This window comes from Rhodococcus sp. DK176 (genome assembly GCF_038447315.2).
Taxonomy (GTDB): domain Bacteria; phylum Actinomycetota; class Actinomycetes; order Mycobacteriales; family Mycobacteriaceae; genus Rhodococcus_F; species Rhodococcus_F jostii_A.
Genome location: NZ_CP118321.2, coordinates 2,464,390 through 2,478,536, shown reverse-complemented (window position 1 = coordinate 2,478,536; position 14,147 = coordinate 2,464,390). Strand labels below are relative to the sequence as shown.

The 14,147-nt window shown below is 68.7% G+C and carries 9 protein-coding genes; 6 read left to right on the top strand and 3 right to left on the bottom strand.

From position 1 onward, the window contains the following. The first annotated feature begins 59 nt into the window (after nucleotides 1-59). Entirely contained in the window at nucleotides 60-1,325 is a 1,266-nt protein-coding gene (entS, locus tag PSR88_RS11725; RefSeq protein ID WP_009474989.1) for an enterobactin transporter EntS, read from the top strand. A 16-nt stretch (nucleotides 1,326-1,341) separates the two neighbouring features. On the opposite strand, the gene PSR88_RS11720 is transcribed toward entS, so the two are convergent. From PSR88_RS11720 to PSR88_RS11710, 3 genes are all read right to left on the bottom strand, one after another. Then, the gene (locus tag PSR88_RS11720) at nucleotides 1,342-2,406 is read right to left on the bottom strand and encodes an ABC transporter substrate-binding protein (RefSeq protein ID WP_016882647.1); all 1,065 of its coding nucleotides are present in this window, start codon (nucleotides 2,404-2,406) and stop codon (nucleotides 1,342-1,344) included. Next, the gene (locus PSR88_RS11715) at nucleotides 2,403-9,503 is read right to left on the bottom strand and encodes an amino acid adenylation domain-containing protein (protein ID WP_016882648.1); all 7,101 of its coding nucleotides are present in this window, start codon (nucleotides 9,501-9,503) and stop codon (nucleotides 2,403-2,405) included. The genes PSR88_RS11720 and PSR88_RS11715 overlap by 4 nt, the downstream gene beginning before the upstream one ends. A 171-nt stretch (nucleotides 9,504-9,674) precedes the next feature. Next, the gene (locus PSR88_RS11710; RefSeq protein ID WP_009474986.1) at nucleotides 9,675-10,322 is read right to left on the bottom strand and encodes an isochorismatase family protein; all 648 of its coding nucleotides are present in this window, start codon (nucleotides 10,320-10,322) and stop codon (nucleotides 9,675-9,677) included. Between the two features lie 223 nt (nucleotides 10,323-10,545). Here PSR88_RS11710 and PSR88_RS11705 point away from each other — a divergent pair, with 223 nt between their 5' ends. The 5 genes from PSR88_RS11705 to PSR88_RS11685 are packed head-to-tail and all read left to right on the top strand — an operon-like array spanning nucleotide 10,546 to nucleotide 14,127. After that, entirely contained in the window at nucleotides 10,546-11,142 is a 597-nt protein-coding gene (locus tag PSR88_RS11705; RefSeq protein WP_011595091.1) for a DUF4178 domain-containing protein, read from the top strand. Beyond that, nucleotides 11,139-11,642 (top strand): DUF2617 family protein, encoded by a 504-nt coding sequence (locus PSR88_RS11700; protein WP_011595090.1) that lies wholly within the window; start codon nucleotides 11,139-11,141, stop codon nucleotides 11,640-11,642. Before PSR88_RS11705 ends, PSR88_RS11700 begins: the two co-directional genes overlap by 4 nt. Further along, on the top strand, nucleotides 11,630-12,052 hold the full coding sequence (locus tag PSR88_RS11695; RefSeq protein WP_016882649.1) for a DUF4247 domain-containing protein: 423 nt from the start codon (nucleotides 11,630-11,632) through the stop codon (nucleotides 12,050-12,052). The genes PSR88_RS11700 and PSR88_RS11695 overlap by 13 nt, the downstream gene beginning before the upstream one ends. A 28-nt stretch (nucleotides 12,053-12,080) precedes the next feature. Continuing rightward, nucleotides 12,081-12,551 carry a DUF350 domain-containing protein gene (locus tag PSR88_RS11690; RefSeq protein ID WP_011595088.1) on the top strand — a complete coding sequence of 157 codons (471 nt, stop codon included), beginning with the start codon at nucleotides 12,081-12,083 and terminating at the stop codon, nucleotides 12,549-12,551. Between the two features lie 4 nt (nucleotides 12,552-12,555). Then, nucleotides 12,556-14,127, top strand: a complete 1,572-nt coding sequence (locus PSR88_RS11685; RefSeq protein WP_016882650.1) for a polyamine aminopropyltransferase — start codon at nucleotides 12,556-12,558, stop codon at nucleotides 14,125-14,127. The last annotated feature ends 20 nt before the right edge of the window (nucleotides 14,128-14,147 follow it).

The following is a 14,147-nucleotide window of genomic DNA, read 5'->3' as shown; positions in this document are numbered from 1 at the left end:
TGCTCTCCACGCGAACGGCGAAACGGAGAGCTGTTGCAACCGAATGTGAATGGATGACAATGGCCGGATTATCGCGATACGCAATCGACTTGACGCCTCTACGGACGAGTCGCGAGTTCCGATACATCTTCATTGCCCGCACGATCTCCATCTTCGGTCTGGGTCTGCTGCTGGTGGCAGTGCCGCTGCAGGTGTACGACATGACGAATTCCACACTGGCAGTGGGCGCGGCGAGCATCGTCGTGGGCTCCTCGGTGTTCATCGGCACCCTGTTCGGCGGCGTGATCGCCGACCGGTACGACCGCAGGCCGGTCATCTCCCTCGCCCGTGCCGCAGCGGGTCTGGCCTTCGCGATCCTCGCGGTCAACGCGTTCCTGCCCACACCCCAGTTGTGGATCATCTACCTCTGTGGCGTGATCGAGGGCCTCGCCGGCGGCATCTCCGCGACCGCGCTGATGGCGGTGATCCCGTCGCTGCTCCCCAAGGACAAGATGGCCGCCGCCGGTGCCCTGATGACCGTGATGGCCGACCTCGGCACGGTCGCGTCGCCTGCCATCGGCGGTGTGATCATCGCGGCGACATCCGTGGGCACCAACTACGTTCTGGCCGCGGTGTCCTCGGGAATCACCGCGTACTGCATCGCCCGGCTGCCCTCGCTGCCGCCGCCGGTCAAGAACACCGAGAGTCCGCTGCGGTCGATCGCCAGCGGCTTCACCTATGCCGCCAAGGACTCCGTCGTCGGCGGGACGCTGCTGGTCGGGTTCTGCGCCATGATGCTGACCGGCTGGAACGTGCTGCTGCCCGCCTACGCGAGCCAGGTCCTCCATGCCGGACCGGCGGCGACCGGACTGCTCTACAGCGCCCCCGCCGTCGGCGCCCTCACCGGATCACTCACGAGCGGCTGGACGGGAACTGCTCGTCGCGGTGGCCTGATCGTGTTCCTCGCGGCCATGATCGCGTCGGCCGGGCTGATCGGCGTCGGCGCCGTCCCGATGATCGCGGTCACGTTCCTCGGGCTCGCCGCACACGGATTCGGCCGCGTCCTCGGTGACATCCTCCGGTACGCCGTCATCCAGACCGAGACGCCCGAGGAATACCGCGGACGCGTCGCCGGTGTGTGGGGCGCCCAGATCTCCACGGGCTCGGCCGCCGGAGCGCTCGTCGCCGGCGCCGTCGGAGCCGCGGTGGGTCCGCGTGAGGCGTTCCTCCTCTACGGGGCGGGCGGCATCGTGGTGCTTGCGGTTCTCGCGCTGACCTTGAAGGGGTTGCGCACCTACAGCAGTGCCGCTGCCGAGGAGGACGACCTCTCGGCAGCGGCACAGTGACGCGCTCAGGTGGGAACTAGCTGGCCTGAGCGTTGTTCGCGGCCTGCGACAGCTGCGGGAGCAGCTTGTCCAGCAGCCACGGCACGCTGAGCACGTTCGGCGAGCTCGACGCGAACACCAGCGGCGGATCGGTCAGACCCACGTAGGCGTTGTCGCGCACGGCCTTCATCCCGGCGAACAGCGGGTTCGACTGGACCTCGTTCTGCAGCTCGGGCGACAGGTACCACGCGAGCAGCACGTCCGGGTTGTACGTCGGCAGCAGTTCCAGGCTGACGGGAGCCGCGAACTTGGTCTGGTCACTGCTCTCGCGCAACTGCTGGGCGAGCGGGTCGACCGTGAAACCGAGGCTGGCCAGCATCTTCAGGCGAGGATCGGTGTCGAAGTAGAAGTTGTACGATCCCGGCTCGGTGCCGCTACCGAATGCCACCGTCTTCCCGGCGAACTCGGGGTGCTGCGACTTCGCCTGCGCGAGGGTGTCCTGCGTCTGGGTCACCAGTGTCTCGGCCTGTGCGGACCGGCCGAGGGCCTTGCCGACGGTGGTGATCTGGTCTTCCCAGCTGGTGGCCCAGCGACGCTCCGGGTACGCCACGGTGGGGGCGATGGCCGAGAGCTTGTCGTACTGCTCCTGGTTCACGCCCGAGTGGACAGCCAGGATGACGTCGGGGTCGAGTGCCGCGATCTGCTCGTACGGCATCTCCTTGCTCGACGCCGTCAGCAACGTGGGTTCCGCGTTCGGGTCGAGCTCTTCGAGCTTCGCCCGCGACCACGGCAGCAGGCCGTCGTCGGTTCCCGTGTCCGACTTCATGTTCTGCACGGCGACGGGCACGACGCCGAGCGACAGTGCCGCGTCCTCGCTGCCCCAGCCGATCGTGACGACGCGTTCCGGTGCCTCCGTGATCTCGGCGGTACCGAGCGCCGACGGAATCGACACGGGGAAGGCCGACGCGTCGGCCTGTCCGGTGGCGGATCCCGCCGCGTCGGTCGAGTCGGAATTCGACTCGCTGCAGGCACCCGCGAACAGCGCGGTTGCCGCAATCATCACGATTCCGGCTCTACGCCAGTATCTTCCGGACGTTTTCATCGATCTCCCTGTTCTGTGTTGATGGGGTTCATGCGCGAGCCGAACGAGGCGAGGGCCTCGTTCACGACGGAGCCGACTTCGCCGATCCAACGGGGCTGGGTCATGTCCTTGTGCTCGCAGTCGAGGTCGTGGTTGACGATGGTGCCGGTCAGGTAGGGCCGCCACAGGTCGTACGTCGCCGCGGTCGCGGGATTCCTGGCCGCAGTGAAGAAGAGCATGTCGGAGTCCACGACGATCTGTGAGGGTTCGGATTCGAGGCGCACGGCGTTCGCGAAGTTGTCGATCATCGCGGCCGGGGTGTGCTCGTTGATCCCGGCGAGCGCACTGCCTTCGCCGCGCAGGATGTCGATCACCTGCTGCCGGTCCAGGCCGCCGCCGCGGTGCGGCTCGGTGTCGGAGGCGAGCAGCGGCTCGGGGTCGTAGCCGACCATGTAGAGCAGCGCGGCGAGCGCGTCCTGTTCCGTCGGCATCGAGGCCCACGCGTCCGACGGGAAGGAGTCGAGCATGACGAGCATGCCGAGTTCCTCACCCTGGTTCTGCAGCGCACCGGCGATGGCGTGCGCGACGACGCCGCCCAGCGACCATCCGAGGAGGTGGTAGGGGCCCTCGGGCTGCACGGTCCGCATGTGCTCGATGTACTCGGCCGCCATGTCCTCGAGCGTTTCCGGCGGCCGCTCGGACGTCGACAGGTTGGAGGCCTGCACGCCGTACAGCGGGTAGTCGTCGTCGATGTGCCGCAGCAACCCCGAGTAGCCCCAGCTGATTCCGCCTGCGGGGTGGAAGCAGAACACCGGTGGCTTGGACCCCTCGGTGCGGAACGGCAGCAGGACGGCCAGCGCGTCGGCGTCGTGATCGTCGTCGAGACGGCCTGCCAGCTGGGCCACGGTCGGCGCCGCGAAGAGCGAGGCCACGGTCGCGGTCACGGACAGCCGCTTCGAGATCGCGCTCATCAATCCGGCGGCCATCAGCGAGTGACCACCGAGGTCGAAGAAGCTGTCGTCGATGCCGACCCGCTCGATACCGAGAGCCTCGGCGAACAACTGGCACAGCACCTCTTCGCGCGCGGTGCGCGGCCCCCGCTCGGACACCTGCAGTGACAGGTGCGGAACGGGAAGCGACGACTGGTCGAGCTTGCCGTTGGGGAGGGTGGGGAACTCGTCGACGGCGATGAACGCGGCCGGAATCATGTAGTCCGGCAGCCTGCTGGCGGCACGACGGTGCAACTGGTCGGGGTCGATCCGGCCGCCCGGCACCGACGTCGCGTACGCGACCAGTCGCTGATCGCCCGGGCGGTCCTCGCGGACCACGACGACGATGTGCTCGACGTCCGGGTCACCGGACAGCACCGCCTCGATCTCGTTGAGTTCGATGCGGAATCCGCGCACCTTGACCTGCGAGTCGGCGCGGCCGGTGAAATAGATCTGACCGTCCCGGCCCCACCACACCACATCCGACGTCCGGTACATGCGACTGCCCGGCACCGCGAACGGGTCGGCGATGAAACGTTCCGCCGTCTTGGGACTCTGGTTGCGGTATCCCCGGGTGACGCTGTCGCCCGCGAGATACAGCTCGCCGGACACACCCGGAGGCACCGGCCGCAGCGCGTGGTCCAGGACGTAGGCGTGCTTGCCCGGATCGACGACGCCGATGGGGACCGGACCTTCGTGCCCCGGTTCCACGAGGGCAAGCGTGGCGTTGACCGTGCACTCGGTGGGACCGTACGCGTTGAACAGCCGGCGGCCGGGGGCGTACCGCTCGATCAGCTGGGGTGTGAGCTTCTCGGCGCCGAGCATCAGGTCGACGCCGTCCGGAATGGGATGCTCCGGCGGGAACGCGGCGGCGAAAGACGGTGGCACGCCGACGAAGTTCACGTCGTGTTCGTTGATGACCCGGGCGAGCGGCTCACCCGGGATGCGGTCGGCGTCCGTCGCGACCACCAGTGTTCCGCCCGAGAGCACACCCCACATGATCTGCCAGAACGCGAGGTCGAAGCTGATGGACGAGAAGTGGAGCGCCCGAGTGGTGTGGTCCATGCCGATCACGTCCGACTGCAGCGACAGCAGGTCCGCGATGCCCCGGTGGGGGACGACGACGCCCTTCGGCACCCCCGTCGATCCGGACGTGTAGATGAGATACGCGGCGTCGTCGAGTTTCAGCGGCCTGCTCCGGTCCGCGTCGGTGGGGGCCGTGACCGGCTGGGTGTCGAGCAGGGACTGCAGGCCCGGATCGTCCAGGTCGAGAATGGGCACGTCGGTGCCCAGCGGGGTGCGGTCGGGCACACCGACGGAAGACGTGAGGATCGCGACCGGTGCGCCGTCGGCGAGCATGTGCGCGATCCGGTCGGCCGGGTACGTGGGATCGACGGGAAGGTACGCGGCACCGCTTTTCAACACGGCGAGAACGCTGATGATCAGCTCGGCGGACCGGTCGAGTGCGAGCGCGACCACGTCACCGGGGCCCGCGCCACGCGAGATCAGCAGGTGGGCAATCCGGTTCGCCCGCTCGTCGAGCTGCCGGTACGTGAGGGAGACCGCGGGCCGCACGCTCGCGCCGACGGCGAGAGCCTCGGCGTCGGGTGTCTCCGCCACCTGCGCCGAGAAGTACTCGTCGAAGGTGCGGGCCGGAACGGAGTGCTCCGCATGGGACCATTCGCCGAGCACTCGGCCCCGCTCCTGCGGGGTCAGGATGTCGACCCGGGCGATCCGCTGCTCGTGGTTCGCGACGAGCCTCTCGATCACCACGGCGAGGCGGTCCGCGAAGGATTCGACGGTCGCGGCATCGAAGAGTTCGGTGGAGTACTCGAACGTCACGTCGACCCCGCCGCTGTCCGGGCGTTCCTGGAAGCGCAGCGCCAGATCGAATTTCGCGGACGTCGCGTCGAGCATCCGCACCGCGGCGGTCGTCCCGTCGAATCGCGCCGCCGCACCGTCCTGCTTCCAGTGCGACAACATCACCTGGAACAGCGGGTGGCGGGCCGACGACCGTGGGGGATTGACGAGTTCGACGATACGGTTGAAGGGCACGTCGGCGTGGTCGACGGCGTCGAGGTCGACGGCCCTGACCCGATCCAGCAGGTCGTCGAACGTCGGGTCACCCGAGACGTCGGTCCGCAGGACCACCGTGTTGATGAAGCAGCCCACCATGGCGTCGAGGTCGGGGTGACTGCGACCGGCGACGGGCACGCCGAGGGCGATGTCCTCGCCGGCGCCCAGCCTTTCGAGCAGCACGGCCACGGCGGCGTGCACGATCATGAAGAAGCTCGCACGCTGCTCGGCGGCGAGTGACTCGACGGCCGCGTGCAGCGATGGCGACAGCGTGCGGTGAACGCTTGCGCCACGGTTGGTGGGCAGGGCCGGTCGGGGTCGGTCGGTGCGCCAGCCCAGTTCGAGCGGCAGACCGGCGAGTTGCTCACGCCAGTAGTCGAGTTGGCCGGTCAGCAACGGGGTCGCGTCGTCGCCGGCGCCGATGCGTTCGCGTTGCCACACGGCGACGTCCGGGTACTGCAACGGCAGCGGCGTGAACTCCGGTGCCCGTCCGGCGCGGCGGGCGTTGTACGCGAAGGCGAGATCGTCCAGCAGTCTCGACTGCGACCACTCGTCGCCGATGATGTGGTGCAGCAACAGGACCAGCGTGTGCTGCGGTTCGTACAGCACCGCGCGCAGCGGCGGCTGGTCGGTGAGCCCGAGACCCACCGTCGTCATCGCCGCGATGTGCCCCTCGATGTTGCCGACGTTGTCGACACGTTCGAGCCGAACCTTCGCATCTCCGGCGGGAAGCACGACCTGGTGGGGTACCGAGTCGACGAGGGGGAACACCGTCCGCAACGACTGATGCCGGGTCACGACGTCCCCGAGCGCCGCGGACAGGACGTCGGGTTCGAGGCCTTCCCCGAAGTCGACGGCCAGTGCCAGCAGGTACGTTCCGCCGCCGGCGGCGCTGTCGAGGAACCACAGACGTTCCTGCGCGGGTGACAGCGGCACCGGCGTGCCCTCGGGGAGGTCCCGCGGGGACGGCCTGCTCGCCGCTACCCGCTCGCCGGCGTCCTCCAGTTGCGCGGCCACGGCGGCCACGGTGGGATTCTCGAAGACCGTGGCAACCCGCAGTGGCACGGCCAGTTCCGCGGTGATCGCGGACACGAGAGCGGCGGCGAGGAGGGAGTTCCCGCCGAGTGCGAAGAAGTCGTCGTGGACACCGACCTGCTCGGCGCCGAGCACCGAGGTGAACAGCGGGAGGATCCGGGCTTCGGTGTCGGTCCGCGGTGTGTCGCCGGCCTGTCCGAGCCAACGGGGGGCGGGCAGCGCGTCCTTGTCGACCTTGCCGTTGTGGGTCAACGGCAATCGGTCGAGCATCACCAGTGCGGACGGCGTCATGTACCCGGGAAGGGAGCGGACCAGGTGCGCCCGCACCTGCTCCTCGACGGCGTCGTGCTCGCCGCCCGGACGGGGAACGACGTACCCGACGATCCGCTGGTCGCCGCCGGCCTGCTCGTGCGCCGTGGCCACCGCCGCCTGCACGTCGGGCACCGCGGTCATCGCGGCACCGATCTCGCCGAGTTCGACACGGTAACCGCGCAATTGGATCTGGTCGTCGATCCGGCCGTGGTAGTGGAGCGTGCCGGTCGCGTCGTACCGTGCGAGGTCGCCGGTGCGGTACATGCGCGTGCCGCCGGGGGCGAACGGGTCGGCGACGAACCGTCCCGACGTCAGGTCGGGACGCCCGAGGTAGCCCGGGGACAGTCCGGGGCCGGACACGTAGATCTCGCCGGTCACGCCGGGCGGCACCGGACGCAGCCCCGGCCCGAGGACGTACGTGCGGAGGTCGCCGAGCGGAACCCCGATGTCCACCACGTCGGCTGCGGTGACTTTCGTGGCGGTGACGTGCACGGTGGTCTCGGTGATCCCGTACATGTTGACCAGTTCGGTTCCCTCATCCGAACCGGTCGCGGCGAACCAGGCGCGCAGGACGGCGGGATCGAGAGCCTCACCGCCGAACACGACGTACCGCAGTCGCAGCCGGTCGAACGAGTCCGCGCGGACGAGAGCGTCGACGAGATGCCCGAACGCAGAAGGCGTCTGGTTCAGCACCGTGACACCCTCGTCGACGAGGAGCCCGGCGAGGTCGGCCGGTGACGTCAGGGTGGCCTCGTCGACCGTGACGAGGCGGCCGCCGTGCAGCAGCGCACCCCAGATCTCCCAGACGGAGAAGTCGAACGCGTACGAGTGCAGCAGGGGCCAGCAGTCGTCCTCGGTGAACGTGAACCATTCGCGGGACACGTCGAACAACCGCATCACGTTACGGTGCGGAATCGGAATGCCCTTGGGGACACCGGTGGATCCGGACGTGTAGATGACGTACGCGATGTCGTCCGCCTGCACGGCGTTGTCGAGTTCGCCGGACGCGGACTGTGCCGAGTCCTCCTCGACTCGCGGGAGGTCGCCGAGCAGGTCGGCGGATCCGATTCCCAGCGACGGCTGCGCATCCCGCAGGATGAACCGCGCGCGTTCGGCCGGGGACGACGGATCGATCGGCAGGTACGTGGCGCCGCTGCGGAGAATCGCGAGGACGGCGACGATCAGGTCGGTGCCGCGGGGGAGGCTGACGGCCACGACCGTGCCGCGGCCGGCGCCGGCCGACCTCAGCTGCCGGGCCAGGGCGGCGCTGCGAGTCGAGAGTTCACGGTAGGACAGATCGTTCACGGCGACGCGGTCCGGGTGGGTGCGCGCCTGGGCGAGGAAGGCGGAGACGATGTTGTCCGGAAGGGTCGCTGCCGTGCCGGTGGTCCGGTCGAGGCCGGCCGCGGACCGCCACAGGTGCAGTTCGTCCGGAGCGCAGACGTCGACCACGGAGACGGGTTCTGCTGCCACGGAGATGGTTCGGAGGTAGTGCGCGAATCGGTGTGCGTGGTGCCGGATCTCGTCGTCCGTGTAGACGTCGGGATTTCCGGCCCATTCGAGCGTGAGCTCGTCGCCGGCGCCCGAGGCGGAGATGACCACGTCCTCCACCGGACCGGTCGCGAGTTGATGCACCGCGCCGAAGGTGGGACCGAAAGCGATTCTGCCGGCGAACGGTTTGACGTTCACCACCGCTCCGCCGGTGGCGCGTCTGCCTGCCTCCCGGACGCGCTGGAACGGACGCGTCTCGGACAATGCGGCGGCCACCCTGCCGATCACGTCGGCGAACGTCGACCGTGCGTCGAGCGGAATGCGGAGCGGCACAATGTTCGTGGCCGTCACGGGCGACGCCAGCTCGATCCCGTTGCGGGCGAGCACCGGAACCCGGAGCGTCACCTCCTCGGCTCCCGTGTGGGCGCCCAGGTATGTGGCAGCGGCCGCGTACACCGCTTCCGCCCACGTGGTCGCCTGCGCGGTGGCCGCCTCGCGCAGGCTCCTCGCGACGTCGGGGTCGATCGGGATCGTGTACCGACGGGGGTCGGGGACGGGCCGGCGCACCGTGTCGCTGAATCCGACCGGATGCGAAGCCGACTGCGGCGCGCTGTCCGGGGCCGCGGCATCGAATTCCCGTGCGGCCTGGACGTGCGTCCGCAACGGCGGGAACTTGGCCGGCCGGGGTTCGGTGCCCGCGAGCCGGGCCGCATACAGCGCCGCGACGCGGCGGGTGAGCAGCGAATACCCGTAGGCGTCGAGCAACGCGTGCGGGGCGCGGAGGTACCAGAGCACACCGGATTCGGTCGTGATCAGTGCCGTGCGGACGAGGGGAGCGGAGTCGAAGTCGAGCGGTCGGCGCACGTCCTCACGCATCCACTCCAGGGCGGCGGCCCGGTCGAGTTGGAGACGTTCGAGTTCGGGGGCGTGGCGACGATCGTGCACCTGGACGACGTCGGCCGAATCGGCACCGGGTTCGGCCTCGAAGCGGACCGAGAGAATCTCGGCCTCCTCGATCACCGTGCGTACCGCCGCCGCGAGAGCGTCGATGTCGACGGGGGCGGCGACCTCCACGTATTCGGCTGTGGTGAAGGCCGACCGGGTCGGGTCGAGCTGGTGCCCGGACCACAGCTCGCGCTGGGCGGCGGTCAAACAGACATCGGCCGTGTCCTCCCCGGTCTGCAGGGTGGACGGCGACGAAATCGAAAGGGACATCTAACAGGCACTCCTGATGCTTTCGGCTTTCGGGCTCGGGCTTTCGGGCTTTCAGCTACTCAGCGTGTCAGGTTAGCCTAACCACATGAGCTGTGGGGATCCGACTGCCGACGCACACCGACGCACGCCTCGGGACGAAGCGCTGCGCCGGAGTGGGGTCTTCGGATCGATTCAACCGACTTCGAGTGGAGACAGCGCCGAGACCAGCGCGTCCGTGGTGGTCACCGAACCGCAGCGCTTCGCCGCGTAGGTGAGGGCCATGAGGTGTTCGTCACGGCTGAAATCCGCAGTCGCGTCGGAGACCAGGAACGGCTGCACATCCGACATGAACGCCTCGGCGGCACTCAGCATGCAGCCCATGTGCGCGTAGACGCCCGTGACGATCAGCTGGTCGCGGCCGTGGTGGCCGAGCAACTGCCGGAGGTCGGTGCGCTGGAACGCCGAATACCGCCATTTGGTCACCTGGATGTCGCCCTCGCGGGGAGCGAGCGGCTCGACCACCTCGGTGTCGCGACCCGACGTCAGTCCAGGGCCCCAGAAGTCGGCGAGGATGCCGCGACGCGACGGGTGCTGGTCGCCCGGCTGCATCGTGTAGATCACGGGAATTCCTGCTTCCGAGCACAGTTCGCGGATCCGGACCATGTTCGCCATCGCAGTCGACATCGGCTCCGCACGCACGTCGTACGCGTCGATGAAGTAGTTCTGCATGTCGTGGACCAGCAGTGCGGAACGCCGGGGGTCGAGGCGCCAGGACACCTTCGATTCGGGGACCTCGTGGATCTCCGGGATCGTGTAGGTCGAAATGGGCGGGATGGCCATATGGTTCCTCACTCTCGGTCTTGTCGACGTCTGGGCGAATGCCGCGCGAATCTCGGTGAACGACAGCGCTCCGCTCCACCGCTCGCGCGTTCGGTTAGGCTAGCCTTTGCTACCAGGCTCTGCAATCGCTAGGTGTGTGGGTGCGCGGCGCACAGTAAGGTGACTGAGCGGTGGGGGCCGGGCGCCGGTCTCCCGTGCCGGAGCCGCTGACCAGGAGAGACTGTTGACCACGCTGCTGTTACTGCTGCTGATCGTCGTCGTGATCGTGGGCATCGTGCTGATCCTGCGGAATCGGGCCGGGAAGAAGTCCACTCCTGCTGCCCGGGTCGATCCACTCGCCGACTACCCGGAGGTCTACGACCCGTACAAGATCGGAGTCGGCGACATCATCACGTACGCCGGAATCGATCACGTCGTGCGCGGCACCATCACCCTCGACGAAGAGGGATACATCTGGCACGAACACCTCCTCGACGGGTCTACCGGTCAGCGATGGCTGACCGTCGAGAACGACGAGGGAAACCTCGACATGACGCTGTGGATGCGCCGCGAGGGCACGGGCCTCGAACCGGGTGGTGACGTGATCCTCGACGACAGGGTGCACCGGCAGATCGAGCGCGGCACCGCGTCGTTCACCGCGGAAGGCACCACCGGGACGGCGCCCCAGGGCATCGTCGACTACGCCGACTATGCGACGGCAGACAAGACCGGCCTGCTGTCGTTCGAGCGCTGGGCGCGGACGCAGTCGTGGGAGGTTTCCACGGGCCGCGCCGTCACGCGCGGTGAACTCACCGTGATCCATTCCGGTCCGCCGCAGTGACACTGCACGTCCTCGACATCGAGTCGCGCGATGTGACGGCCGAGGCGCTCGGTCTCGTCGTCAACGCCGAAACACCGTGCCCGCTCGCCGAACTCACCATCACCCACGGTGACGACCGAGTGACACTCGCGGTTCTCGGGGCGTCGCACGCGGTGACGGCGTCCGCGGCGGGCAGCCGGATCACCGAACAGGTGTCGTGCGACGCGGTCCGGGCAGGCGGCAGGCCGCTGCCGGTGTCCGACAGCGCGAGCGGGTACCGGTTCCACTCGACCACCGACACCGTCGACCGCACCCACCTCGAGCAGACCGCGGACTGGCTGCGGCGCCAGGCCACCGAGGTGGACGGGTGGATCTGCGGGGCGTTCCCCGGCGACCACACCGCGCTGACCGCGCTCACGGCGGCGAAAGATTCGGGCGGATGGGTCTGGCAGACCTGGCATCTGTACCCAGGCGACAAGGGCGGGGTGATCGTGAAGACTCGAAGCAGGTGGCAGCCGTGAGCCGGTTCAGTGCGCGCGTGCGGCTCGCCCCGATACTGCTCCTGGTGTTGGCCGCGACCGCGTGCGGCGGCGGCGTCCGCGACTACATCGCCGACACCTACGCCCTGCAGAACACCGCAGGCGACGCGAAGACGTACACGTCGAACGACCCCGTGGGGACGACCGTCTCGAACATCGTCGCCGAAGAAGAACCGGCGGCGCGGAAGGCCGACGGCGGCAGCGAATACCTGCGCTACGACGACGACATCGTGACGGTCAGCGCCGGGCCGGGGGGCGGCAGCCTCGTCCGCGTCGAAGACATCGACGGACGCTACCGAAGCGGTGGATTCGCCTATCTGGGGCCCGGTTTCAACCCCGGCTCGCCGGCAGGCGGCGCCAGCGGCAGCGGCGGATCCGGGAGCGCGAAATGACAGAGAACACTCGACTGGGGAGAAGCGCGTGAACACCACCTACACGGCGGCAGCAACGGAAATCGGCAGCGTCGACGTCGGACTGCTCGCCGTCGGCATGCTCGGCACCCTGGCGTACTTCGTCATCGGCATCGCCGTCCTCGGAGTCGGCTTCGCGGTACTCGACCTCGCCACCCCCGGCAATCTCCGGCACCAGGTGTACATCGACAAGAACCCCAACGCGGCAATCCTGCTGGCGTCGAACCATCTCGCCCTCGCCGTCGTCGTGGTCACAGCGATCCTCACCAGCTCCGACGGATTCGCGCAGGGACTCGCCGACTCCGCAGTCTACGGCCTCTTCGGTGTGCTGCTGCAGGTCATCGCGCTGCGCCTGATGAACCTGCTGCTGCCGGGGCAACTCGTCGGCCTGGTCGGGAACCCGCAGATGTGCGGTGCCGCATGGGCGGTCGGTGCGAGCCTCTTCGCCATCGGCCTCGTGAACGCCGCCGCACTCACCTGATCCCATGACGACCACCGCGGCAGAGCCGAATACCTCCACCACCCGCGCGCTCGGCGGGCGGGCCAGGGCGTTCCTGCTCGCCGCGGTGGCCGCCTGTGCGGCGTGCGGGCTGATCTACGAACTGGCCCTGCTGACACTGTCGGTCAGTCTGACCGGCGGCGGGATCACCCAGACGTCGCTGATCGTCGCGGGTTTCGTGGCCGCACTCGGAGTGGGTGCCCTCGCCGCCAAGCCGCTGCTCTCCACCGCGGCCGCGTCGTTCGTGGTCGTCGAGATCGTCCTCGGACTCGTCGGCGGGTTCAGCGCGGTGACGCTGTACGTGACGTTCACGTTCTTCGGTTCCAGCGCAATCGTTCTGGTGCTCGCCACCGCACTGATCGGTGTGCTGGTGGGCGCCGAGGTGCCCCTGCTGATGACGCTGCTGCAGTCGGGCCGCAACGACACCGACGCCGAGAGCACCGGAAAGGTGCTGGCAAACCTCAACGCAGCCGACTACGCAGGCGCCCTGGTCGGTGGCCTGCTCTGGCCGTTCGTCCTGTTGCCGATCGCCGGAATGATCCGCGGCGCCGCCATCACCGGCATCATCAATCTCGTTGCCGCCGCGGTGGTGGCGCTGATCCTGCTGCGGTGGCAGCTGAGTCTGCGCACCCGCCTGTTCGCCGTCGTGGCGCTGCTGGTCGCCGCCGCGTGCATCGCGGTGCTGCTGGTGCGCGCCGACGGCATCGAGACCACGTCGCGGCAACGTCTCTACACCGATCCGGTGGTCGCCGCGGAAAGGTCGCAATACCAGGAGATCGTCGTCACCGAGCGCGGGGGAGACGTGCGGCTCTTCCTCGACGGCGACCTCCAGTTCTCCAGCATCGACGAACATCGGTACACCGAATCGCTGGTGTACCCCGCGATGGCGGACGACCCGAAACGGGTGCTGATCCTCGGCGGGGGCGACGGCCTCGCCGCCCGAGAGGTCCTGCGACTGCCCGGGGTCGAGGAGATCGTGCAGGTGGAACTCGATCCGGCGGTCATCGAACTCGCGAACACCCGGCTGTCCGGGCTGAATCAGGGAGCATTGCAGGACACGCGCGTGCACGTCGTTCTCGACGACGCATTCCGGTGGCTACGCGACGCACCCGATTCGGGTTTCGACGCCGTCATCGTGGACCTCCCCGACCCCGACACCCCGGCGCTCGGGCGCCTGTACTCCACCGAGTTCTACGGTCTCGCTGCCGCCGCCCTGAACCCTGGTGGACTGATGGTGGTGCAGTCGGGAAGCCCCTATTCGACGCCGGACGCGTACTGGCGCACCACGTCGACGGTCGCGTCCGCGGGTCTGGCCGTCACGCCGTACCACGTGCTGGTGCCGAGCTTCGGGGATTGGGGATACGTCCTCGCCCGGCGCGGACCCGAACCGCCGGCCCTGCGCCTGCCCCGCGACGTCCCCGAATTGCGCTTCCTCGACGAGCCGACCCTCGCCGCGTCCGCGATCTTCCCGCGCGACCGTCCCCGCCGCGAACTCGAGCCCTCCACCCTCGACCGCCCGCGTATCGTCGACGACATGCGGAAGGGCTACGAGCGCTGACGCGCCCGTGAGTACTTATT

Bases quoted from the DNA above. Each gene is read 5' to 3' on its own strand.
- entS (WP_009474989.1), top strand. From the start codon at position 60: ATGGCCGGATTATCGCGATACGCAATCGACTTGACGCCTCTACGGACG.
- PSR88_RS11720 (WP_016882647.1), bottom strand. From the start codon at position 2,406: ATGAAAACGTCCGGAAGATACTGGCGTAGAGCCGGAATCGTGATGATT.
- PSR88_RS11715 (WP_016882648.1), bottom strand. From the start codon at position 9,503: ATGTCCCTTTCGATTTCGTCGCCGTCCACCCTGCAGACCGGGGAGGAC.
- PSR88_RS11710 (WP_009474986.1), bottom strand. From the start codon at position 10,322: ATGGCCATCCCGCCCATTTCGACCTACACGATCCCGGAGATCCACGAG.
- PSR88_RS11685 (WP_016882650.1), top strand. From the start codon at position 12,556: ATGACGACCACCGCGGCAGAGCCGAATACCTCCACCACCCGCGCGCTC.